The following is a 21,767-nucleotide window of genomic DNA, read 5'->3' as shown; positions in this document are numbered from 1 at the left end:
TTTTACTATTTATATAGTAAATTCTTTTTGAAAGGCTAACTATGATATTTGTCACAGATTGTTCATTTTTTTCAAACTTTCATCCACTGCTCATAAAGCGCAGTTATTTTTGTTTCCAGACGCTTTTTTTGTCGATTCAGCTCCTCCCACTCAGGCTGCTCCTGCTTTTCCAACATTCTTTTTTCAAGCTTTTCCAGATTTGCTTCTTCCAAAGTAATCAACTGTTCATAATCTTTTTCTTCTGAATCACTTTGTTTCGTATGGCTATTGAAAGACTTTTCCTGTTTTTCACCTTTAATCGTTTGCAGTTCTTTCCACTTATGTTGTGTTTCCTGGTAGCTGCCAGGGTAACGGTATAAGCGTCCATCTAATAAATAGGCAGTCTCCGTGAAACACTGGTTAAGAAAATATCTATCGTGAGAAACGCCTAGCACGGTTCCGGAAAACTCAGCCAGTGCCTCTTCAAGCACTTCCTGTGATTCGATATCCAAATGGTTGGTCGGCTCATCCAACAACAATATATTTATTCCCTGATGCATAAATACAGCAAGCTTCAAACGCATCCGTTCTCCCCCGCTTAACTGACCTATTTTATTAAAGACGGTATAACCATAAAACATGAAATTGGCAAGGATTTGGCGAGCCCGGCCCTCTGTTACAGTAACCTCCGACCTAAAATAATCAATCATACGCGTATCTGTTGGCACATTCTGAAGCGGATGTTGGGGCAGATATCCTACTTTCATCGAACTTCCAGTTTGAACCAGCCCACTATCAGCACTCAGCTGACCTAAAAGAAGTTTGATCAACGTTGATTTCCCACTGCCATTCGCCCCGACTACAGCCAGTCGGTCCTGGTGCCTAAGGTGAAGATCAACCTCTTTTAATATTTCTCTCCCCTGGAAAGTCTTACGCAAATTTTCCACCCGAAAGACATCAGTCCCGCTTCGTCCATCAGAATCTAGGGAGAGGTTCATCTTTTTTGGATCAATCAGCGGCTTCTTCTTTTTTTCCATTCGTTCTAAAGCTTTTTCCATGCTCTTAGCTTTTTTAAATAGTTTTGGGTTGGGAGGGGTGGCCTCATTTGCCCACTGTCTCAATCTCCTGATGGCTTCTTTCATCTTTTTGATTTTTTTCTGCTGTTCCTGATATTGATGGAAATCGGCCAGTAATTTCTCTTCTTTTTGTCGTTCAAAAGAAGAGAAGTTTCCTGAATATCTGGTGATCTCTCCAGATTCCAAATTAGCGATCGAATTAACCGTTTGATCCAGGAACTCACGATCATGAGAGATGATACAAACAGTTCCTTCATACTGGCTCAAATAGCTTTCCAGCCATTCAATAGCTTGCAGATCAAGATGATTCGTCGGTTCATCTAAAAGCAGCACATCAGGAGCTGTAATTAATAACTTCGCCAAACCTATTTTGGTCTTTTCTCCACCGCTCAACTGCATGAATGGATAGTTTAATAACTTTTCCACTCCCAATCCAGTAGCTACTCTTTTAATGGTCGCATCCATTTCATACCCACCCTTTCGGGAGAATTCTTCTTGAAGCTGACCGTATTTTTCTAAGCACTGGTCCATTTTATCAGCATGCTGCATTTCAACTTCCAATGCCTTCATTTCGTTTGCTATATGCAATAAAGAGTCAAAACTTGCTTCTAAAAAAGCCCGGCCGGAACCTTGCCAATTCTCGGGTATTTGCCGTAAATAACCAATCGTGGTGCCTTTACGGATGAATACACCCCCGTCTTCTACCGGTTCTTCTTGTGTAATCAGTTTGAATAAAGTCGATTTCCCACTGCCGTTACGGCCGACTAAGCCCACTTTATCCTGGGCATTCAATTCAAAAGAAAGCGATTCAAACAATATACTGCCACCGACTATTTTTTTGATATCTTTTAATGTAATAATCAATTTTCTTCCTCCTAAAGACAAAAAAAGCCAAAGGTCCCCAGACCTCTGACTTTTTCAGATAAAGTTTATATATTCAATCTGTCAGGTATGAGACACTATACATTTTCATTATTCAACTGCCTAAAAAAGGACACACTTGTCCCTTGGACAGCAAAATCATGAAAAAGCGCACGATTGATGTATAGCAATTCACAATCAATCATACATTTCTGACCGTATAGCATCGTCATACCTCCTTTGTCTTCAGGATTTTTATTACTATCAATTATATCTTAATTTTCTGATTAAATCTAGCCCTTCAACTGATCTGCGTGCTTACCGAGTTTTTTCAGCAGTTCAATCGCCTGGATCTTCTCTTCTTCCGACAACCCATTAGTGATCTGCTTGATCTGCTTCCAATGATCAGGAAAGATTTTATTAAGCATTTCTTCCCCTTTAGGCGTAATGGATGCATACGTTATACGGCGATCATTAGGGCAGGGAATTCTTTCTAAATAAGCTTTCTTTTCTAATTTATCTACCACATAGGTAATACTTCCACTGGCCAACAAGATCTTTTCTCCGATTTTTTGAAGCGGCTGCTCCCCTTGATGATATAGTAATTCCAATACACCAAATTCTGTGGCATTTAGGCCATAGCGTTGAATATCTTTTTTTACCAGATCTTCAATCGACCGTTCTGCTTTTGACAAAACTACAAACAACTTTAAGGAAGGATCCTCTTTTTTCTGTTGATATTGTTCTTTTTCATCCATAGGGTTTCTTCCTCTCATTAATCATCTCGAATTTAAAATAATTATAAATCGCTGATAAAAGCCTGTCAAATCACTCCGGTGTTGGTGAATATGCAAAATTTATGGCATACTTTATGAAGATGATTCATTTTTATAGAAAGCGGTGAAGATAAAGTGGTTGAGGATACGGGCGAACGTGTTATTCCAGCGTACATGAAGCCTTCCAACAGGATGCTGCTTGAACATATGGCACGTTATCAATTTGCCATGCCATATACAAAAGGAAGAGTATTGGATTTGTCGTGCGGTGCTGGTTATGGCACTCATATGATAGCAAAAGAGCGAAAAAAAGAAGTAGATGAAGTCATCGGTGTCGATATTGATCCCGACATCATCGAATACGCTAAAGCGACTTATTATCATACGAAAACGAGTTATAAAGTTATGGATGCTGTCGACCCGGAACTCCCGAAAAAATTAGGTACCTTCGATACGATTGTTAGCTTTGAAACATATGAACATATTGAAAACGAAACACAACTGTTAGCCAATTACTACCATTTATTAAAAGATGGCGGAACACTGGTAGTATCCACCCCATTCGGCCAGGGACGCGGCAAACCAAGTAGTTCGCCATTTCATATTCATCAGTTGACACCGGAAGAATTCCAGGACTTATTTACTGATTATAGTTCCAAAGAATTCTTTTACCAAAAAGGAGTTTTAATCGAGCCTCCACGGGATACAGTTCATTACCCCCTTGGAATTGCCGTCTCACATAAATAAGAGGAGCTTTCATAGTTGAAAGCTCCTCTTATTTTTCTATATCTCCTGCCCAGGCATTCATACCTCCAGTTACATTGACAAGGTTCTCAAATCCTTGTTCTTCTAATATTGCCACCGCTTGAGAGGAACGATTTCCGCTCTGACAAATGACAAAATAGGTTTCAGAACGATCTAAATCCTGATAGGAAGATTCATTTTGCTGAATATCCTGCAATGGCAATAGTTCAGCCCCAGGCACATGCCCCGCCGAGAATTCTGTGGGTGTACGCACATCCAGAATTCTTCCTTCCTCCAATCGGGTTTCCAGTTCTTCTGCGGAAATCTCTGTCGTTCCGTTTGTATCTCCCTGGCATGCCGCAAGGGCAAATGCCATGAAAACAAACAAAAAAATAGTAATTTTCTTCATAGCTGTCCCCTCTGTCTATCAAGATGGAATGTTGCCACAAATCATGACGACATTCTTATCGGGGTCTTCGATGTTGAACCAGCCGAAATCCCCATGTTTCTCTATATCACGCACTATCATTATACCTTTTTCTTTCACCCACTGGTAGCTTTTTGCAAGGTCTGAAGAGCAAAAATTAAATACGGGGGTACGTACTGGTTCAAATTTGTAATCCGGATCAAAAGTATGGTCATCCAACGTCATATAAACTTCTCCTTTGAGGGGCATGTTATAAACAGGAGACTCTACCTTGCTGCTATCAAAAGGCACTCCCAGCAAGTCGCTGTACCATTCTGCAGCCCTTGTAAGGTTCTTTGTATGTACAAACACAGCATGGATTTTCGGTTCAAAACCGCTCTTTGTCATTCTGATCCCTCCTTTATTCCTATCTTACTTATTTTAGATAAACCCTTTAAAATCCTTCCTATTGTATTGAGCTTTTCATATGGAGATATGTATAAGCCCTTTTGCGGGATGCAAACTAAACCTAATCAGGAGGTGGATTAAATTATGGAGAAAAATAGAAATCAAACCCAAAAAAATGTGACACGTGCAGCCAAAACGATTAAAGACGGTGCAGATGCTGCTTTTGATGCGGTGCAGGGAGCAACAGAAGCTGTCGAAAGTGCTGCCATGAATACGGTGGATAAAACCGCAGATGCTGTCAATAAAGCTGCAGAAGACGATGATGAAGACCCAAAACGCCCCGTCAACACTTACTTCTAAAGGTAAAAACACAAGCTCTTTTTAGTTACAAAAAAAGCCGCACGAATATCTCGTGCGGTCATTTATTGCGCATGCAGAAATGTGAGATGGTTAGGAAGGACTTCAATGGAGGAAGGAGTCTTGAAATTTATTTCGCCATCCATGTCCACTTCTTGTTGGGGAGAAGCAGTAATTTCAATATGTTCCCCTTTTGTATAGGCCAACTCCTGAAAGCTGTCGGTTTCAGCCCATGGCTGATCCACAGACATCAACTCCTTGAATAAAGTAAGATTGGAATTTTTAATAACTAAAACATCCAGCTGACCATCCGAAGCATTGATTGACTCAATCGGTATTTGTCTGGTGCCCAAATACTTTCCGTTCATCACCAAAATCATGATTGCTTCGTCTTCTATCACTTTTCCGTCTATCGTCATACGGAATGAAAAAGAATCAGCCTGATTGATCGTTTTTAACGCACTGATAAAGTAACTCAGCACACCCAACCTGCTTTTCTGGTTTTTATCAATATTAAAAGACGTTTCAGTCACCAGTCCTATTCCCCAAAAATTCAAGAAATAGCATTCATCCAGTTTCCCTACATCTATCGGAGTCTCCCGGCCATTAACCAGGGTTTTTGCTGCCTGGTTTAAGTTTTGCGGAATTTCCATCATCCTGCTGAAGTCATTGCTCGTCCCGCCGGGAAGAACACCGATGACAGGCCGTTTATCCAGCCTGGAAATAGTATTGATACACGCATGCAATGTTCCATCCCCACCTAAAATAAGGAGCAGGTCAACTTGTTCCCCGTAGTGCAGACAAGTCTCTTGCGCCTCTTCAATACTGAATGTTTGTATGACAATCAACTCTTTGATCGTTTGAGCAAGTACTGGCAGCGTCTCGGATAATTTCTGTTCTATATTGGCTGCACCGGCATTGCCATTGTATAAAAATAACGCTTTGTTATAACCAGGCATGGATAACCCTCGTTTCTTAAAATTTCTTTCAACTCATTCTATTTAATGGTATCTTACCCTTCATTATAGGAAACTTAGCATACAACCTAAAGAAAAAAGGCGCCTAATTTGGCTGCCTTTACATTACTTCTTTTATCCCCTTCTGTACAAGCCACCAGTTAGCGGGATAGCTTATAGCAAAACCGATAATCATAGCAATCTGCATCATGAACCAATACGTCACTTCCGTAGGCTTCGGTGGCTGGGTAAATAGCGGAAATTAATCCGATGGCTAATGCGATATAAGATATGATTCAAAGCCATTCCATATTGCTCTTCCTCCTTATAAACCCATCCAGTTATCGCTACCACGTAAATAGAAGCACTAAACGAAATTAGTAAGGGCGACTATCTCTCAATACTACTTGAGCAGTTCTCTATAAATAAGCCAGATGGCAGCGAATTAAGCTCGGGTCCTAAGTCATAATAAAGAATTTTGTCAAAAACAAATACAAGGCGCCAGCAAATATGTATACCTGCTGGCGCCTTGTTTAATATGTAATAAAATGTGATCCAAATTATAATATACCCATTCGATAATTCATTTATGACCTTTGTAATCATATTGTAATTATACTGTAATGTTACTCTGTAGGAATTATATGGTACTATGAGTTTAGCAAAAATTGCTAGAAACTAACTAACCTTTGGAGGTACATAAATATAATGAAAAACAACTTTTTTAAGAAGGCAATCGTTACTACTAGCTTTGTGGGTGCTCTAACTATCGGCGCAGGAGTTGCCAGCGCAGAAAGCGTTACTGTACAATCTGGTGATTCACTATGGAAGTTTTCACAACAATACGGTGTTTCTATATATAAAATCAAAGATCTTAACGGACTTTCTTCCGATATTATCTATCCTGGTCAAACTTTGAAAGTTTCAGAGGATTCCAGTTCCAGCAGCAAAGTGACTACAAGCTCTAACTCTACGACTTATACTGTTCAAGCAGGCGATTATCTGTCTAAAATCGGTGCTAAATATGGTGTAAGCTACCGGGATATCATGAAATGGAACAACCTGAACAGTACAATCATCTATGTTGGACAAACGTTGAAGCTTGAAGGTACAACCTCTACTCAAACAAGCAATGCTACTTCAAGTTCCAATTCATCCAGCAATGCTACCACTTACACTGTCCAATCCGGCGACTATCTGTCTAAAATCGGCGCTAAGTTCGGCGTAAGCTACCGGGATATCATGAAGTGGAATAACTTGAGCAGCACGGTCATCCATGTCGGACAAAAATTGAGTATTGATGGCTCCTCAAGCTCAGCCACTCAAACATCAACAAGCAGTAATGTTTCACAGACAAGCACAAGCTCAAGCTCAAATACATCTGGATTGATTTCCACTGCTAAACAGTATATGGGAGCACCTTATGTATGGGGTGGAACTTCTCCTAGTGGATTTGACTGCAGCGGCTACTTGAACTATGTATTTGCTAAAAACGGTACAGACCTACCAAGAACAGTGGCTCAAATCTATAATGCTGGTTCTTCTGTAAGCAGCCCTAAAGTAGGAGATCTTGTATTCTATGAAACTTACAAAGCTGGTCCTTCCCATGCGGGAATCTACCTTGGCAATGGACAATTCATCCATGCTGGAAGTAGCGGTGTAACTATCTCTGATATGAACATCTCTTACTGGAAAACTCGTTATCTTGGTGCTAAATCTTACTAATTAATAAAGATATTAGTGATATACCCAGCATTATGAAATGCTAAACCTAAAAATCACGTATTTTTCAAAAATACGTGATTTTTTTATTGATCTGCAAGTTATAACAAATTTCCACAAATTTTGGATATATATAGAAAGAGTGTCAAAATTCAGCTAGAATAGTAGACAGCATAATTTTTTTGAAGATTACAAGGGAAGGAACAATCCACCATGTATGCGATTAACTTATTTAAATTATTCTTCCGGCGTGACGATCAGCTATTCAAAATCCACCGCGCAGAAAAAGTATTTAACTTTTGGAAGTTACTGTTTTTATTATTCCTAGCCTCGATTCTTACTTACATATGGACAAGTTGGATCGGCCTTGGCACTGACCCGATTTCTGTCAATGCTACCGAATTCACCCATACAGAATACGAACTTCGGAAACTATGGTTCCTCATTGGAAGAGTTGCCTATGCTATTTTATTTGCTGCCTTCATTCTCTTTGCTTCTTCTTTCATTTGGTGGTTATTCAATGATGTACGCTACCGCAAGCTCATTATTATTCAGATGAATGTATTGCTTGTGCTGCTTTTTGAAAGAATCCTCTGGATTCCATTGATGGTCTATGCAGGAATCGATTGGTATGTTTCACCATTTTCTTTCGGAGTAGCTGCATCCTATATCACTGATATAGAATGGGTCATTTACTTTTTCGGGGCTATTTCTGTTTTTCAGCTTTGGATTATCTGGTACCAAATCAAATGCTTACAATACCTCTCCAACACGAAAAGATATTGGATTTGGCTTGGGGTCATCAGCTGGCACCTGCTTTTATGGGCAGGAACAGCTGCAATATCCCGTTATGATTTATTCTTGATTTATATTTTGAATAGTTAGAATGAGGGTGAAAATACATGCATAACAAAAGAAAAAAACGGTGGGTTTTCTTCCTGGCCTTTGCCTTCGTGCTTACCAATTCTTTACTGATTTTCTTTGACAGGGAAGATAAGGTTGAGCAAAAATCCTACATCAACGACTGGTCGGAAGCATTTACATATGACCTGATTGAAACCCTCTCCACTGATGGGGTATTCGCAGCTACAGAATCAAACCCGGTTTATTTTGATGATAGTCTTGGATCCTTTCAACGGTTTCTTATTGAAGAAGGCGAAGAAGTCCGGAAAGGTGACGACCTCTATGAATATGAAGTTACCGACTATTATACTCAACAATCCTCTTTGGAATCAGAGGTTTCCCGGTTGGAAGAGGAAATCAGCGCGATTGAAAGTTATTTGACGGAAATGGAAAGTTATGAAGTGCCAGAGCCTAACAACAATAGTGGAGGCGGCAGCTTTTTAACACCTGATGAGGAAGACGAAGAAAATTCGCCTTCTTATGCCGAGACTGAATTCAAGAAAGAACAAACGATTGCTGAGAAAGAAATGGAACTGGCACAAAAAGAAGCTATGCTGGACATGGTAGAATCCCAGCTGGATAATCTGGAATCCGAAGGCCAGATCATTACCGTCCAGAGTCCATTTAGTGGCGTGATCACGAAGGTATCAGAAGACCTTGACTCCCCCATCATCACCATGAAAGCTACTACCTTGCAAGTGGAAGGAGAATTGGAAGAATCAGAACGTAAGCGTGTGAAAGAAGATTTGAAAGCTGAAATCACTATCCCTGAGGAAGAAGAACTTCGAATCCAAGGTACGGTTTCTTCTGTCGCTCATTTTCCAGAGAACATTTCCGTGGACCAGGCCAGTGAGTATCCTTTCGTAGTATCTCTCGAAGTGGATTCAGCTGAAATGCTGCCAGGTTATCATGTGGCTGTCTCCATCATCACCGACCGGGCTGATGGGGCTGTAACTGCCTTCTCTCCCCTCTTATCTACGGAAGAAAACCTTTTTGCCTGGGTAATGGATGACACTGGAAAGTTAGTTCGCCGACCGATTAAAACTGGTTTGGAAGTCGATGGGCTCGTAGAAATAATGGAAGGGTTAGAAGCTGGGGAAATGCTGGCGCATACACCACACGGCCAATTCCGTAGAGGAGCAACCTTCTTCACTCCTATTCAATCGAATGAATTACGCCTCAAAGAAACGTTTGCCGTAGAAACACAAACGATGCTTAATTACGGTTTGATGGGGCTTGTGGCAAGATAAGTCAAGCCGGCAGCGACTTTAAAGAAGCGATGCCGGCTATTTTAATCGAATATTAAGCCAATCATTTTAGATAATTGGTGATCCAGCTCCTCAATGGGTACAAACCTCGCTTTTCTATCTACCTCTTTCCCATCAACAAAGATGATGACGACCGGCACAGTGAAAATCGTATACTCTCCAGCTACGGCCGGCACATCATCCGCTTCCAATTGATACGCATCCAATTCAGGGTATTTTTTCACCACTTCTTCTATCTGAGGCAACAGGGAATGGCATACCGAACAGTTGGCTCCGGATATATACAATAGTGCTATTTTACTCTCTGCAATTTTTACTTTGAGGGCTTCTAACTCATAAAAACGCTCCACCTTATCACTTCCTTACTATTTTCCTTTTAATTTGTATCTTCCACATTCAAGCCTTTTATATGCCGGGTTTATCAAAATGGCTCTGTTAAACGTTGCTGTTATTCCACAATAGGGCCGTTTAATGGGACACTCAGTTTCAAGGTAAAAGGGGTTCTTACCAAAAAAGAGTAAGGGATGGCCGGGAAATTGCGAGACTCCTCGAAAATGCTACGCATTTCCTTCGTACGGTGTTTATTCAAGATGCTTATTCAAAGTCCTATGGGATGAACATGATCGGTGAGATCCCGCAAGGCGAAGCCAGAGGAAGCTCACCACATGCCCACGGAAAGCGAGTGATTTCACGGACCTCCAAACGCTCACCACCGTAACGGAAACAGTTTCTCTCGAAACTGAGTCTTCATGTAAAGGGAGCTTAACTGTAAAATTCAACTGAGCCATCAAGATAAAAAAAGCGGATGGGTTGCATCCTGACAACAGTGATGGCAGGATGTACGTGAATAGTACGAAAGGAGAAAACCATGAGACTGAGCGTATTAGATCAATCACCTATTTTAACAAATACATCTCCAACTCAAGCATTACAGCAAACGACGGAACTGGCTCAATTCACCGATAGGCTTGGTTATCACCGGTTTTGGGTATCCGAACATCATAGTACGAAAAGCCTTGCAGGATCGGCTCCAGAAATCCTTATTGCGCACCTTGCCGCCCATACGAAGCAAATCCGGGTGGGCACAGGAGGTATCCTCCTCCCTCATTATAGCGCTTATAAAGTCGCAGAGTCGTTTCGGGTGCTTGAAACGCTTCACCCCAACCGCATCGATTTAGGGATCGGACGAGCACCCGGAGGCTTACCCAATGTAAACCTGGCACTGAATAATGGAAAGCATCCATCTATTGAGAGCTATCCCCAACAGGTTAAGGATCTTATGGCCTACCTTCATGGCCATGATCCTTATGAAATGAATGTGTACGCTACGCCTCTAGGTGAAACAGCTCCCCCTGTCTGGATGCTCGGATCCAGTGGTACAAGTGCCCGTCTTGCCTCGGATCTTGGTACTTCCTATTCTTTTGCGCATTTCATTAACGGTTATGGGGGAACGAGAGCAATGAAGCGTTATGAAGAACACTTCGCGCCTTCCCTGCAACAGTCTCATCCAGAAGGAAATGTCTCAGTTTTTGCCATCTGCGCGGATACGGAAGATAAAGCAGAATACCTGGCCTCCAGCCTCGATTTAGCCTTGCTTAAGATAGAACAAGGCGAGAAACGGGAGCATTTCCCCACAGCTGATGAGGCGGCACGTTATCCCTATACTTTTTTTGAAAAAGAACGGATTCAGGAAAACCGCCGCCGTATGGCAGTGGGGTCTCCATCTCAAGTGAAAAAAGAGCTGGAAACTCTAGCATCCGATTATGGTGTAAATGAACTAATTATCAACACTATTGTACATCCATTTGAAGAACGATTACGTTCCTATGAATTATTAGCTGATGAATTCGGCCTATCCAACTGAGGGGGTATATCTATGCTTGCTTTTGATCACTTGGTGATTGCGACCAATCATCCATTACAAGACCAAATGACCTTTGAAGAAAATTATAGAATAAAAGGGATTCCCGGGGGTCGGCATGATAGCTGGGGCACATTTAATCACCTGAGCCATCTTAAAAATCATTGCTATCTCGAATGGATCGGAATTGAAAATGAAAAGATAGCCAGCCAATCGGATAATCCTTTAATTCAACAGCTGGCACTTGCTTTATCTAGCGGAAGACAGGGACCGATTCAATTCGCTTTACGTACCACAGACATGAATCACTATATCGATACTTGGGATAAAAAAGGAATTTCTTATAAGGGACCTTTTCCCGGCAGCAGAGAGAAAACCGACGGATCCATCTTAAAGTGGCGAATGCTATTTCCTGAAGCTGCTGACCTTACCCTTCCCTTTTTAATCGAATGGGAAGGCAGTTACCGACCTGATGATGCATATCTAATCAACACCCAGTCATTCAACAAGATTCAGACAGGAGTTCCCGATATAGAACAAACCGTTGATTTATATCAGAAGATCTACTGTTTAGGTACACCTGAAAATCCTACAGAGAAAAGCCTCCCTTTCTCCTGGGATCTGGCGAACGGAAAGTTGGTACTTTCCAAAGACGAAGGTATCCACGTAGATTTGGAAGGTGCAAAAATATAGTATAGAAGACTGCCCTCGTAATTCAAACTGCGCGTCGAAACAGTAGAGACGGCAGGTTAAATCGAGTATGAAATCTCAAAGGTTTCATACTCGATTTTTTTGCTTGCAAGAATTCACCTTTTTGTCACTACCGAATTGATCGTACTTGCTGCTTCAAAAGCACGCCATTCTTGATAGGCATTTCGAGATAGTTGAATAAACCTCCTAAAGGACAGTTTTTTAAATTTCTTTTGACATTCAAATGGATATTTGAATACAATACATTCAAACGAAGATTAGAATAAGGAGTGAAACGATGGCGAAAGATACTTGCGATGTCACCTGTATCCATCGGGATAAAGTGGACCATGTTAAAAATAAAATCGAGGACCATTCATTTCCCAATGTCGGGCAGATTTTCAAAGCGCTGGCAGATGAAAAAAGGTTAAAAATCGCTTATGCGCTAAGAATAGAAACAGAATTATGCGTCTGTGATGTAGCTAATATTATCGATAGTTCCAACGCAACCGCTTCCCACCATCTCAGACATTTAAAAAATTCAGGGTTAGCAAAATATCGGAAAGAGGGAAAGCTTGCCTATTATAGTTTGAATGATGACCATGTCAGCCATTTAATCGATATGGCCTTCACTCATTCTAAGGAGGTGGCACACCATGAGTGAACAAACAGATAAACGAACTTATCGTGTTCAGGGATTCACCTGAGCAGGCTGTGCGCAAAAGTTCGAAAAGAACGTCCAACACCTGGAAGGTGTGGATCAAGCGAATGTAAATTTCGGTGCTTCCAAAATCACCGTATATGGAGACACTACCATTGAAGAACTAGAAAAAGCAGGAGCTTTTGAAAGTTTGCAGCTCGTCCCAGAAGATGCCCCGTTACCTGAAAAAGAGAAAAAAAGTTTCTGGAAGACCTACCAAAAAGAAGCTTTATCGATTTTATTCATCCTTTTAGGGTACGCGTCATTCTTTACGTATGGGGAAGAGCATGGATTTACCATTACGTCATTTGCCGCAGCCATCATCATTGGAGGTACTACCCTATTTATTACTGGTTTGAAAAATTTAAGCCGGCTGGACTTTGATATGCGGACATTGATGACAATCGCAGTTATCGGGGCTGCCATTATCGGGGAATGGGGCGAAGCAGCGGTTGTAGTTGTGTTGTTCGCCATAAGCGAAGCACTCGAAACATATTCCATGGATAAAGCCCGTGCTTCCATTCAATCCTTGATGGATATTGCACCTAATGAAGCCTTGATCAAACGTAATGGTCAAGAGGTGACGCTTCATGTCAAGGACATCCAAATAGGAGATATCATGGTAATCAAGCCAGGACAGAAAATAGCCATGGACGGTAAAATCACACAAGGGTCGTCCGCCATCAACCAGGCAGCCATCACTGGCGAATCACTCCCTATCAGCAAGGCGGAAGGTGATGAAGTATTCGCCGGCACGTTGAATGAAGAAGGCTATCTTGAGGTAGAGGTAACTAAAACTGTCCAGGATACAACACTTTCGAAAATTATTCATCTAGTCGAGGAAGCGCAAGCTGAGCGGGCACCGTCCCAACACTTTGTCGATAAGTTCGCCAAGTACTATACTCCCGTTATCATCCTGGTAGCTTTGCTCGTCGCATTGGTGCCTCCTCTATTATTCGGAGCAAGCTGGGGAACATGGGTATACCAAGGGCTGGCCGTTCTTGTTGTCGGCTGTCCTTGCGCATTAGTCATCTCGACTCCGGTAGCCATCGTTACGGCTATTGGTAATGCTGCGAAAAACGGCGTACTGATCAAAGGCGGTGTCTATTTAGAGGAAATGGGCGCGATCCGCTCGATCGCTTTTGACAAGACAGGTACGCTGACAAAAGGAACACCAGAAATGACTGAATATCACTTGGTCGCTTCAAACTCTCCCGATCCTATGGGTTGGATCGCAGCATTAGAGTATAAATCTCAGCATCCATTAGCAGCCGCTATTTTGCAGCGTGCAGATGAAAAGCAAATCGACTATAAACAAATAGAGGTGAGTGACTTCTCGGCACTTACCGGAAAAGGCATTACAGGTAAGATCGATGGAATCACCTACTATATCGGTTCTCCTTCCTTGTTCAAGAATAAAGCTGGTTATGATGAACAGATAACTGAACGGATTCATGACTGGCAGGCACAAGGAAATACAGTGATGCTGGCCGGGACGGATACTCACCTCCATGCTTTGATTGCCGTCCGTGATACCATTCGAAAAGAAAGCAGTACTATCATTAAACAGCTTTCAGAATTAGGGATCAACTATACAATCATGTTGACCGGAGACAACCAACGTACCGCAAATGCGATCGGTAATGAGATCGGCATCAGTCAAGCGAAAGCCGAGCTGCTCCCGCAGGATAAACTGGCATTCATCAAAAGCTACCGGGACCAATATGGAAGTGTCGCTATGGTTGGTGATGGAGTGAACGATGCCCCGGCACTAGCTTCGTCGACTGTCGGGATAGCGATGGGTGGCGCTGGTACGGATACAGCGCTTGAAACTGCAGATATAGCTTTAATGGGGGATGATCTTAACAAGCTGCCTTATACCGTAAAACTTAGTCGTAAGGCACTTGCCATCATTAAACAGAACATCACATTCTCGCTCGTTGTCAAACTGGCAGCACTTCTCCTGGTGATTCCAGGATGGCTCACACTCTGGATTGCCATTTTTGCAGACATGGGTGCGACCTTGCTCGTTACCCTGAACGGCCTTCGATTACTAAGAGTTAAAGATAACTAAATAATACTCCCACCTATTTTGGGTGGGAGTATTATTATTACCGATAAAAATTCCGACCGACAGGGCGCTCCAGCGCTAAGATATCTTCATCCAAATTCATTACCTTTTCTTCTACCAACCCTTTCGCATCACGAATCCCCTGATTATACATAAACGGACCGAGCTCTTTCATAAAGAAGTCCAGCAGCTGTTCAGCGGCGATGCTCCCTAGCTGTTCTCCTCTTTCAAGTTCAAAATACTCCTGAATGGCTGCTATTACCTGTTCACGGTCTTCTTTTTTCATTTTATTCATACATTCAACTCCTAACTATAATATCCCAGCCAGTTCAACCCACTTACCAATAACAAGGAAACAACTGCTCCGACTCCCAAGGCTGTAAAAAATAACCGCCAGCTTTTCTCTTGCCACTTCATTATAATGGCTACTATCAAGGTGAATACAAAACCAAAAAATAATCCTGCAGCAGGTGTAGTCGGCGTTATCCAATCATACCATTGAATTCCCATCCACCAATCCCCTTCCCTTGTATGTTATTTATTTGACTCCTTAGCCTTTATTCCTCCTTAAACCTCAATAATTCTCTTGACGCACCTCGAATTGTTCAGGACAATAGTTTCATACCCTTTCACACGGAGGTAACCATGGACACAATCAAAAAAACAATCAAAACTACTGAACAGTTGGAAGCGCTTCAAGGAAGCCCAAGTAAATTAGCTGCTAATAAGGTGATCAATCATATTGACCCTTTATGCCAGCATTTCATATCTTTATCCCCATTTTTAGTGATGTCAACCTCTGATCATGAAGGGAACTGTGACAGTTCTCCCCGAGGTGATGCCCCAGGCTTCGCTTACATTTTGACAAAAAAGTACTTACTTATTCCTGAACGACCCGGGAATCGAAGAATGGATTCACTTCGGAATATCCTTGAAAACCCTTCGATTGGACTCCTTTTCATCATTCCTGGGTTGGAAGAGACACTTCGTGTTAATGGGAAAGCCTCGTTGACCACCGATCCTGCTTTACTAGAAAGATTAAAATCAAATGGACATATGCCTGCCCTTGCCATCGCTGTTAAGGTAGAAGCATGCTATATTCATTGTGCCAAAGCATTCAAACGGTCTCATTTATGGGATGCGACAACATGGCCCGATCGTGAGCTAGTCCCCTCCCCTGCCAGAATGCTGTCCGAACATGCCAAGCTTCCTGAAATTAATGAAGATACTGTGAAAAGGCACCTGCAGGAAAGTTATACGAAGCGTTTGTATTAAAACATGAATCTACCTATCCAGGCATATGCTAGATAGGAGGTGTTGCCGTATGTATCATTACCCCGTACAGCGGAATACAACTGAAAAACCATGGACGATGAAGGTCACTGGCACAGGGACGGTGGCTGCCGCTCCTGACCAGGCGGTAATCATAACAGGAGTGGAAACAGAGGATATGAGTTTACAAGAGGCTCAATCTGCAAACAGTGCATCCATCCAGAGGATTATAGATGCCTTGATCAGGGCAGGGATACCAGAGTCCCAAATTCAAACCAGTGAATTCCGCATCAATCCGGTCTATGACTTTAAAGACGGTGAGCAAGTATTCCGAGGCTACAAAGTCACCAACCTATTGAAAATCACCCTTTATGATATGACTGTCATTGGGTCGATCATCGACACTGCTACAGCTAATGGAGCTAATATTGTCCGTGGAGTGGAATTTTCACTTCAGCATACGGATGTGATATACAACCAGGCTTTGACAGAAGCGTTGCGACAAGCAGAACAAAAAGCACAGACAATTGCCCGCTCTCTCCATGCTAACTTGAACGCTATCCCACAATCTGTCATTGAGAATCCTGACACCAGCCAGCCTTCTCCCTTCTTTACAGCGACTGCGCTGCAAGCCGCTCCTACCCCTATTGAACCCGGTCAGCTAATGATTAAAGCAGACGTCCTTGTCTCCTATCATTATTATCTATAGGGAACCTGATTAAAAAGAGTTCAGAAAATTTTTTTGCCCTTTGTTAAGGTTATGGGATTCGCTCCTTTATAGTAAATGGAGAGCAGTTGAAATTAAATGAGAGGCTGTTTATAGACAGCCTCTCTTTAATCGTTATGAAAATAATTCATGTAACTTTGATCAAGCTTGCTTCTTACTTTCCATGCTTGTTTGTTATGGACACTGACAGCCCCATATATGAGAAGGCCTTCTTGATCACCTGTAGAAAGTACGGAGTAAGAACGTTTTTGTGGCTGGATCTCTCCTAAAGGTGAATCATCCAAAGAACTGCAAATATTTTTCCATAATAACTCACCTTGTCTGACAGCATGCCCTTCACTGTCTGAATGTTTAAACTTACTTCCTATAGCTGTTCCATCCCCAACTGCAAATATATAAGGATGGTCTTTCACTTGAAGAGTAGGCAGGTTTTCTACAAACCCCTTCGCATTCACAGGGAGTTCCGAACGTTCATAGAGAGGACTGGGTGCTGGCCTGCCTTGCCAGAGTAAACCCGTATACCTGACTTTGTTATTTTTCTCTGTCAGAAGATGGTCGTCATGAATCGCCTGGACACTTTCATTTTCCCAAACCTGAACGTCATTTTTCTTCAGGATACGGAGAATCTTTTGCTGCGTCCACTGGGACTCGCTTTCACACAAGCGGTTCTCACTAAGCAAACGCACATGCCCTTTGTTCGATAAGCGTCGTTTATAAGCTTGAATTGCAAGTGCTAACTCGACTCCTAATGGATCCCCGCTCACAATTAACGGATAATGGCTTTCTCGCAGCGTATCGATTTGTTCTATAATATCTTCCTTCATTGAAGCGATTTCACCTGATAATTTTTGTGTGCTTTTAGCACCTATATCCAGACTGAGCATATCAAATGGGTAAACCGCGCCATCTTTACAAACAAGCTTGCGGCTGTTGGTGTTGATATAAGCTGCTTCCCTCTGAATAAAGGGAACATTCGCTTTGGAACAAAGCTTCCGTAGATCAATCTGTACCTGATCCTTTGTATAAGTACCTTCCGCGTAACCAGCAAGCATAGGAGAGTAAACTTGATAGGAAGAACGCGAGATCAAAAGCACCTCCACTTGATCGGCACGCTCTTCAATCATCGTGCGGAGGACATGCAAGTGTGCATGCCCACCGCCAACTAATATTACCTTTGTGGTCACAGTGTTCCTTCCTCCTCTCTATTACCTGCCAATGAATAAAAAGAGCCGTCTCAATAGGTATACTGAGACCGCCCCACAAAGTCATAGATTTGCATGTAAAAATGCTTGTACTTCTTCCGGTGTTTTTGCATCCACACTATGTAAATGTGCTTGCTTTTTACCGTTTTGGAACAATAGAATGCTAGGGATACCCATTACATCATAGCGGCTTGCGATATCAGGCAGCTCATCACGGTTCACCTTGTACCATTCATACTGTTGATATTCCTCGATTATTTCTCCAATAAACATATCCATCACGATACAATCCGGGCACCCAGCTCCCTCAACTTTGATGATGACTGGTTCATTTTTTTCAATAATCTCGTCGAAAACTTCTTCTGCCTTGATCGCTTCCATGTCTTTGCCTCCTCTACAGCATCTAGTACTAGTTGTATTCTACTCTACCAAGCAGATAGGCAGCCAGCAATCCTCCAATAAAAGCAACCACACTGACGGCCATCATCACTCCGCTTTCAGGTACTCCTGGAAAAATCACGAACACCGATCCAATGACTAATCCAATGATGACAGCGAACGTCCCAGCTGTATAATTTTCAAGAAAAAACTTTACGATCTTACTCATGATTACCACACCAATCACCAGCCCTACACCCACTACAGCGATAATATCCAATTTGAAGTTAGAAACACCACTGATTATGGTGGAATACACTCCGATGATCAATAAAATAAATGAGCCACTGATACCGGGAAGTACCATAGCACTGCTGGCGAGCCAGCCTGAAAAAAACAACAATATATAAGAGCTTAACGTCAGGTTTTGCATCGGCTCTGTTTCACCTGCCTGAAAAAAAGACAACGATGCGACAAAAACAGCACCAATTAACAACAGGCCGTAATGCTTCCCTTTGAAGGTATGTTTCATATCAGCCTTATGATATAAATATGGCAGGACACCAATAATCAAGCCCAGAAAGAAGAATTTGGTGGGGGCTGGATAATGCTCAAACAGCCACTCAATCAACCGGCTCAGTAAAATGATAGCCGTTCCTACCCCAATGAAGAGAGGGATCAAAAATCCTAGCTGCTCCTTCCATCTTCTGCTGAATATTCCATTGATCGCATCAATCAACCGGTCATATATCCCTAGTACAACTGCTATGGTCCCGCCACTGACTCCTGGTACTACGTCACTTGCACCCATTAGAATTCCGCGATAAATATTTTTCCATTCAAACCTCATGGTCCATGTTCCCCTTTTCTATGCACGATACATGCAATCATGTCTTCTATTCTACCAAAAAATTGCAATGAAGGAATACATTTTTCTGTTTAACATACTGTTCGGGTAAGCTTACAAATCTATGTACGCTTCTTCACAGAAGAAGCCCTTTTTATCAAGGGCGTTCTGATTCCATATATTGATCACATGCAATAGCCAGCTTATCTACTAACTGCTTATAATAATAGTAATCAAGCTCATCCAAAGCATCCTCATCTATAGCCGACCTCATATATTCAGCAAACTTCCAAACTTCTTTTTTTACAGGTTTTTTATTAACAACCGCTACCCTATATAATGCATCAAGTACAGCATTCATGACGGAAATATCATGCTTTCCGTAGATTCTAATTTGATAAAAACTTTTATACAGATAATCGCTGTAATGGATGGGCTCCATAATCAATCGAAGGTGCTCATCGTCATCCGCGTAATAGCGTATTTCTTTATATTGATCACCAAGCTCCGCCAGAATCGATCCAATTCTATTGATACAATTTACCGCGGTATGGGGGTCGTTGATTCCCGGTGAAATCGCCTTAACTGCAATTTCAACTAATTTCTGAATAGAAAACTCAATGTCCTGCAGGTCTGTGCGTTCATTTCCGATCAAAAGGAATTCGTTACATTGGCTTGTATCACAATCAATCTCTTCCTTTTGTCCCCAATAAGTAAATAACGGCATTCCTTTTTGGACATAATCACCAATAAAGAAATGGGCTTCTAACATAAGATAATTGTCTTTTGCCCAATGTACCAATTCTTTTATTTGCACATGTTGGATATAACCCGACCTGGATGCAAATATATACTGTCCCTTCCCTCCCTTTAATTGGGAGATATCAGCTTCCTTCCATTCGCTTGCATCCAAGTGGCTTTTCTTAGAAAATGTTTTATCGATGATGGCTGAGGTGTTTTTTCTTATTTCTCCAATCAGATTATTCACTTGGACAAACTTTGCCGAATGATGGATGAACAAAATAAAAAATGCTAAACAAACGATGGATACAACTACCGTAAAAAACGGACTTGCCAGCGCTTGTTTTTTATCTTCTGTAAGCAGAATCAAATTCAGTAAAGTAAAAATGAAACCAAAGGAATATACACCCAGCACATGCTGCGTCACCCTGCTCTGCATAAAATTCTGCAGTGTACGGGGTGAGAATTGAGTAGTATAAGTAGTCAGCACAACCATTATGGTTGAAAAACTGATCGTGGTCATTGTCAAAATCGCTGTGATCAAAGCACTATAAAGTGATTTGGCAATATCCTGATTGGTCAAGAAGAGATTCGGAATCGCTTTTGATATCATCGGCAGCAGCGCTTGATCGGCAAATGTTACTGCTGCTACCGCAAATAGTGATATTATTCCGTAAATAGTAGGGAGAAACCAAAAACTGTCTCTGATATTCACTTTTGCTTTTTTGGAGTTAGAAGTTGTATTCAACCTTTGTCAGCTCGATTCTATAAGATGTATTACAAGCACTCTATTGCCCTTCCTTACTTAAATTAAACTGGGGAAAAATGACACTAGTCAGAGCAGGAGTTTTTCCAGCCATGGATGATTAGGGTGACATTGGATCAACCCCTGCTTCAACCATTCCTTCTGCTGTTCATTCAACCTTGGGAAAATTTTCTCGAAATCCTGTTCATCCCTTTGCCTGGTTTCTTTTGCTTTATACAGTAAAACAATTTCTGGATTCAAATAGGGAAACCCTTGTTCTGAATGAAGATTCATATGAGAAATGGGAAAGGTGATTTCAGGCTCCCTCCGGTAGACCCAACGGTCACCACCTCTTTCATTCAATAAGATTTCCAGTTCTTGTACATCCGTTTTTGCATGGATTTCATGTACCGGCATTTCCAATTGTTCTAACTGATCCCAATCTCTCAATTGTTTATTCTCTATTACATGAACTCTCCAGCCTGACATCGTTTCTTTCAGGAGGGATTGATCTTCACGAAAAATAGCGACCTCGATATCCTGATGCTGACGTGTCTCTTCGCCAATATGGAGATCGATTGCCCAACCACCAGCAATGAACCATTTTCCTTCGAAAGCAGCCATCCATTGAGATACTTCCTGACATTTTTCAAACATAACTAACCCTCTTTTCTCTTGTAACACTACTCCCAACCATTCTTCTTTTCCCCTGTAACAGGTACAACCTAACCAGTTTTCTTAAATAATCATGTAGTCCAGCTTTTGACGGCTCCAAACTAAAAAAAGAAAGAAGCTGCGAACACTTCTTTCTTTATGGCTTTGTTAAGCGTTGTTGTTAATTTTCCAAAAGAGTCTTATTCAACTATTGGGTCGTAAAGTCGAAGACTTGATTTCAAGATATTGGAGGAGATTAGGGTCGTTGGGGGAGGATTCGCTTTCTAGCTCCATCACCTAGACACTCGCGACATAAGCAGTCTGCTTATGCGTGTCGTTTCTCCCAAGGTGATTACGCATTAATTTCTTTCCACGGGGAAGACGGCAAGCCTCCTCGAGCGAAAGCTCTGCAGGGTCTTGCCA

General features: G+C 41.8%; 25 protein-coding genes and 1 pseudogene. 11 read left to right on the top strand and 15 right to left on the bottom strand.

From position 1 onward, the window contains the following. Positions 1-71: 71 nt before the first annotated feature. The 3 genes from abc-f to BLV00_RS19865 all read right to left on the bottom strand — a co-directional run bounded on the left by abc-f (position 72) and on the right by BLV00_RS19865 (position 2,674). On the bottom strand, positions 72-1,919 hold the full coding sequence (gene abc-f / locus BLV00_RS19870) for a ribosomal protection-like ABC-F family protein (protein WP_093046692.1): 1,848 nt from the start codon (positions 1,917-1,919) through the stop codon (positions 72-74). A 95-nt stretch (positions 1,920-2,014) separates the two neighbouring features. Next, on the bottom strand, positions 2,015-2,143 hold the full coding sequence (locus BLV00_RS22605; RefSeq protein ID WP_281243083.1) for an RAxF-45 family protein: 129 nt from the start codon (positions 2,141-2,143) through the stop codon (positions 2,015-2,017). A gap of 66 nt (positions 2,144-2,209) precedes the next feature. Then, positions 2,210-2,674 carry a MarR family winged helix-turn-helix transcriptional regulator gene (locus tag BLV00_RS19865; protein ID WP_093046691.1) on the bottom strand — a complete coding sequence of 155 codons (465 nt, stop codon included), beginning with the start codon at positions 2,672-2,674 and terminating at the stop codon, positions 2,210-2,212. A 153-nt stretch (positions 2,675-2,827) separates the two neighbouring features. On the opposite strand from BLV00_RS19865, the gene BLV00_RS19860 reads away from it, so the two are divergent. Further along, positions 2,828-3,439, top strand: coding sequence for a class I SAM-dependent methyltransferase (locus BLV00_RS19860; RefSeq protein WP_093046690.1), 612 nt, complete (start codon positions 2,828-2,830; stop codon positions 3,437-3,439). A 28-nt stretch (positions 3,440-3,467) separates the two neighbouring features. On the opposite strand, the gene BLV00_RS19855 is transcribed toward BLV00_RS19860, so the two are convergent. Then, positions 3,468-3,845 carry a rhodanese-like domain-containing protein gene (locus BLV00_RS19855; protein ID WP_093046689.1) on the bottom strand — a complete coding sequence of 126 codons (378 nt, stop codon included), beginning with the start codon at positions 3,843-3,845 and terminating at the stop codon, positions 3,468-3,470. Between the two features lie 18 nt (positions 3,846-3,863). Continuing rightward, on the bottom strand, positions 3,864-4,250 hold the full coding sequence (locus tag BLV00_RS19850; protein WP_093046688.1) for a VOC family protein: 387 nt from the start codon (positions 4,248-4,250) through the stop codon (positions 3,864-3,866). A 144-nt stretch (positions 4,251-4,394) separates the two neighbouring features. On the opposite strand from BLV00_RS19850, the gene BLV00_RS19845 reads away from it, so the two are divergent. Next, entirely contained in the window at positions 4,395-4,610 is a 216-nt protein-coding gene (locus BLV00_RS19845; protein ID WP_093046687.1) for a hypothetical protein, read from the top strand. Between the two features lie 62 nt (positions 4,611-4,672). Here BLV00_RS19845 and BLV00_RS19840 read toward each other — a convergent pair whose 3' ends face one another. Beyond that, positions 4,673-5,566, bottom strand: coding sequence for a YegS/Rv2252/BmrU family lipid kinase (locus tag BLV00_RS19840; protein ID WP_093046686.1), 894 nt, complete (start codon positions 5,564-5,566; stop codon positions 4,673-4,675). A 118-nt stretch (positions 5,567-5,684) separates the two neighbouring features. After that, positions 5,685-5,798, bottom strand: a pseudogene (locus BLV00_RS22430) (DUF4396 domain-containing protein); the annotation flags it as partial. A 473-nt stretch (positions 5,799-6,271) separates the two neighbouring features. Here BLV00_RS22430 and BLV00_RS19830 point away from each other — a divergent pair. The 3 genes from BLV00_RS19830 to BLV00_RS19820 all read left to right on the top strand — a co-directional run bounded on the left by BLV00_RS19830 (position 6,272) and on the right by BLV00_RS19820 (position 9,438). Continuing rightward, on the top strand, positions 6,272-7,288 hold the full coding sequence (locus BLV00_RS19830) for a C40 family peptidase (protein WP_093046685.1): 1,017 nt from the start codon (positions 6,272-6,274) through the stop codon (positions 7,286-7,288). 210 nt (positions 7,289-7,498) lie between these two features. Further along, positions 7,499-8,170: a hypothetical protein gene (locus BLV00_RS19825; RefSeq protein WP_093046684.1), complete on the top strand. Its 672-nt coding sequence runs from the start codon at positions 7,499-7,501 to the stop codon at positions 8,168-8,170. 17 nt (positions 8,171-8,187) lie between these two features. After that, entirely contained in the window at positions 8,188-9,438 is a 1,251-nt protein-coding gene (locus tag BLV00_RS19820) for an efflux RND transporter periplasmic adaptor subunit (RefSeq protein WP_093046683.1), read from the top strand. 41 nt (positions 9,439-9,479) lie between these two features. On the opposite strand, the gene BLV00_RS19815 is transcribed toward BLV00_RS19820, so the two are convergent. Then, on the bottom strand, positions 9,480-9,806 hold the full coding sequence (locus tag BLV00_RS19815; protein WP_093046682.1) for a thioredoxin family protein: 327 nt from the start codon (positions 9,804-9,806) through the stop codon (positions 9,480-9,482). A 518-nt stretch (positions 9,807-10,324) separates the two neighbouring features. On the opposite strand from BLV00_RS19815, the gene BLV00_RS19810 reads away from it, so the two are divergent. The 4 genes from BLV00_RS19810 to BLV00_RS19795 all read left to right on the top strand — a co-directional run bounded on the left by BLV00_RS19810 (position 10,325) and on the right by BLV00_RS19795 (position 14,781). Continuing rightward, positions 10,325-11,320 carry an LLM class flavin-dependent oxidoreductase gene (locus BLV00_RS19810; protein WP_093046681.1) on the top strand — a complete coding sequence of 332 codons (996 nt, stop codon included), beginning with the start codon at positions 10,325-10,327 and terminating at the stop codon, positions 11,318-11,320. Between the two features lie 12 nt (positions 11,321-11,332). Then, positions 11,333-12,010, top strand: a complete 678-nt coding sequence (locus tag BLV00_RS19805; RefSeq protein WP_093046680.1) for a VOC family protein — start codon at positions 11,333-11,335, stop codon at positions 12,008-12,010. Between the two features lie 295 nt (positions 12,011-12,305). Continuing rightward, positions 12,306-12,671 carry an ArsR/SmtB family transcription factor gene (locus BLV00_RS19800; RefSeq protein WP_093046679.1) on the top strand — a complete coding sequence of 122 codons (366 nt, stop codon included), beginning with the start codon at positions 12,306-12,308 and terminating at the stop codon, positions 12,669-12,671. After that, on the top strand, positions 12,664-14,781 hold the full coding sequence (locus BLV00_RS19795; protein ID WP_093046678.1) for a heavy metal translocating P-type ATPase: 2,118 nt from the start codon (positions 12,664-12,666) through the stop codon (positions 14,779-14,781). The genes BLV00_RS19800 and BLV00_RS19795 overlap by 8 nt, the downstream gene beginning before the upstream one ends. A gap of 37 nt (positions 14,782-14,818) precedes the next feature. Here BLV00_RS19795 and BLV00_RS19790 read toward each other — a convergent pair whose 3' ends face one another. Together BLV00_RS19790 and BLV00_RS19785 are read right to left on the bottom strand one after the other, a co-directional pair. Continuing rightward, on the bottom strand, positions 14,819-15,073 hold the full coding sequence (locus tag BLV00_RS19790; RefSeq protein ID WP_093046677.1) for a DUF2164 domain-containing protein: 255 nt from the start codon (positions 15,071-15,073) through the stop codon (positions 14,819-14,821). A gap of 11 nt (positions 15,074-15,084) precedes the next feature. Beyond that, complete coding sequence (locus BLV00_RS19785) at positions 15,085-15,288, bottom strand: hypothetical protein (RefSeq protein ID WP_093046676.1); 204 nt, start codon at positions 15,286-15,288, stop codon at positions 15,085-15,087. A 135-nt stretch (positions 15,289-15,423) separates the two neighbouring features. On the opposite strand from BLV00_RS19785, the gene BLV00_RS19780 reads away from it, so the two are divergent. Both BLV00_RS19780 and BLV00_RS19775 read left to right on the top strand, forming a co-directional pair. Next, positions 15,424-16,053: a pyridoxamine 5'-phosphate oxidase family protein gene (locus tag BLV00_RS19780; protein WP_093046675.1), complete on the top strand. Its 630-nt coding sequence runs from the start codon at positions 15,424-15,426 to the stop codon at positions 16,051-16,053. 49 nt (positions 16,054-16,102) lie between these two features. Then, positions 16,103-16,759, top strand: coding sequence for an SIMPL domain-containing protein (locus BLV00_RS19775; protein WP_176791756.1), 657 nt, complete (start codon positions 16,103-16,105; stop codon positions 16,757-16,759). 125 nt (positions 16,760-16,884) lie between these two features. On the opposite strand, the gene BLV00_RS19770 is transcribed toward BLV00_RS19775, so the two are convergent. From BLV00_RS19770 to BLV00_RS19750, 5 genes are all read right to left on the bottom strand, one after another. Further along, positions 16,885-17,961 (bottom strand): NAD(P)/FAD-dependent oxidoreductase, encoded by a 1,077-nt coding sequence (locus BLV00_RS19770; RefSeq protein ID WP_093046673.1) that lies wholly within the window; start codon positions 17,959-17,961, stop codon positions 16,885-16,887. 81 nt (positions 17,962-18,042) lie between these two features. Continuing rightward, positions 18,043-18,360, bottom strand: a complete 318-nt coding sequence (locus BLV00_RS19765) for a thioredoxin family protein (protein WP_093046672.1) — start codon at positions 18,358-18,360, stop codon at positions 18,043-18,045. Positions 18,361-18,388: 28 nt separating this feature from the next. After that, positions 18,389-19,207, bottom strand: coding sequence for a DUF368 domain-containing protein (locus BLV00_RS19760; RefSeq protein ID WP_245729029.1), 819 nt, complete (start codon positions 19,205-19,207; stop codon positions 18,389-18,391). Between the two features lie 154 nt (positions 19,208-19,361). Continuing rightward, a complete protein-coding gene (locus BLV00_RS19755) occupies positions 19,362-20,660 on the bottom strand; it encodes a DUF2254 domain-containing protein (protein WP_245729028.1) in 1,299 nt (432 codons plus the stop codon). 120 nt (positions 20,661-20,780) lie between these two features. After that, on the bottom strand, positions 20,781-21,347 hold the full coding sequence (locus BLV00_RS19750; protein ID WP_093046670.1) for a nucleotidyltransferase domain-containing protein: 567 nt from the start codon (positions 21,345-21,347) through the stop codon (positions 20,781-20,783). Positions 21,348-21,767 lie beyond the last annotated feature (420 nt).

The organism is Thalassobacillus cyri (genome assembly GCF_900107755.1).
Taxonomy (GTDB): Bacteria; Bacillota; Bacilli; order Bacillales; family Halobacillaceae; genus Thalassobacillus; species Thalassobacillus cyri.
Note: the sequence above shows the minus strand (reverse complement) of the source record. Positions and strands in the feature narration are given on the sequence as shown.

Coding starts and splice junctions, on each gene's coding strand:
- BLV00_RS22605 (WP_281243083.1), bottom strand. CDS start 2,143: ATGCTATACGGTCAGAAATGTATGATTGATTGTGAATTGCTATACATC.
- BLV00_RS19865 (WP_093046691.1), bottom strand. CDS start 2,674: ATGGATGAAAAAGAACAATATCAACAGAAAAAAGAGGATCCTTCCTTA.
- BLV00_RS19855 (WP_093046689.1), bottom strand. CDS start 3,845: ATGAAGAAAATTACTATTTTTTTGTTTGTTTTCATGGCATTTGCCCTT.
- BLV00_RS19850 (WP_093046688.1), bottom strand. CDS start 4,250: ATGACAAAGAGCGGTTTTGAACCGAAAATCCATGCTGTGTTTGTACAT.
- BLV00_RS19845 (WP_093046687.1), top strand. CDS start 4,395: ATGGAGAAAAATAGAAATCAAACCCAAAAAAATGTGACACGTGCAGCC.
- BLV00_RS19840 (WP_093046686.1), bottom strand. CDS start 5,566: ATGCCTGGTTATAACAAAGCGTTATTTTTATACAATGGCAATGCCGGT.
- BLV00_RS19830 (WP_093046685.1), top strand. CDS start 6,272: ATGAAAAACAACTTTTTTAAGAAGGCAATCGTTACTACTAGCTTTGTG.
- BLV00_RS19825 (WP_093046684.1), top strand. CDS start 7,499: ATGTATGCGATTAACTTATTTAAATTATTCTTCCGGCGTGACGATCAG.
- BLV00_RS19820 (WP_093046683.1), top strand. CDS start 8,188: ATGCATAACAAAAGAAAAAAACGGTGGGTTTTCTTCCTGGCCTTTGCC.
- BLV00_RS19810 (WP_093046681.1), top strand. CDS start 10,325: ATGAGACTGAGCGTATTAGATCAATCACCTATTTTAACAAATACATCT.
- BLV00_RS19805 (WP_093046680.1), top strand. CDS start 11,333: ATGCTTGCTTTTGATCACTTGGTGATTGCGACCAATCATCCATTACAA.
- BLV00_RS19800 (WP_093046679.1), top strand. CDS start 12,306: ATGGCGAAAGATACTTGCGATGTCACCTGTATCCATCGGGATAAAGTG.
- BLV00_RS19790 (WP_093046677.1), bottom strand. CDS start 15,073: ATGAATAAAATGAAAAAAGAAGACCGTGAACAGGTAATAGCAGCCATT.
- BLV00_RS19785 (WP_093046676.1), bottom strand. CDS start 15,288: ATGGGAATTCAATGGTATGATTGGATAACGCCGACTACACCTGCTGCA.
- BLV00_RS19780 (WP_093046675.1), top strand. CDS start 15,424: ATGGACACAATCAAAAAAACAATCAAAACTACTGAACAGTTGGAAGCG.
- BLV00_RS19775 (WP_176791756.1), top strand. CDS start 16,103: ATGTATCATTACCCCGTACAGCGGAATACAACTGAAAAACCATGGACG.
- BLV00_RS19765 (WP_093046672.1), bottom strand. CDS start 18,360: ATGGAAGCGATCAAGGCAGAAGAAGTTTTCGACGAGATTATTGAAAAA.
- BLV00_RS19760 (WP_245729029.1), bottom strand. CDS start 19,207: ATGAGGTTTGAATGGAAAAATATTTATCGCGGAATTCTAATGGGTGCA.
- BLV00_RS19750 (WP_093046670.1), bottom strand. CDS start 21,347: ATGTTTGAAAAATGTCAGGAAGTATCTCAATGGATGGCTGCTTTCGAA.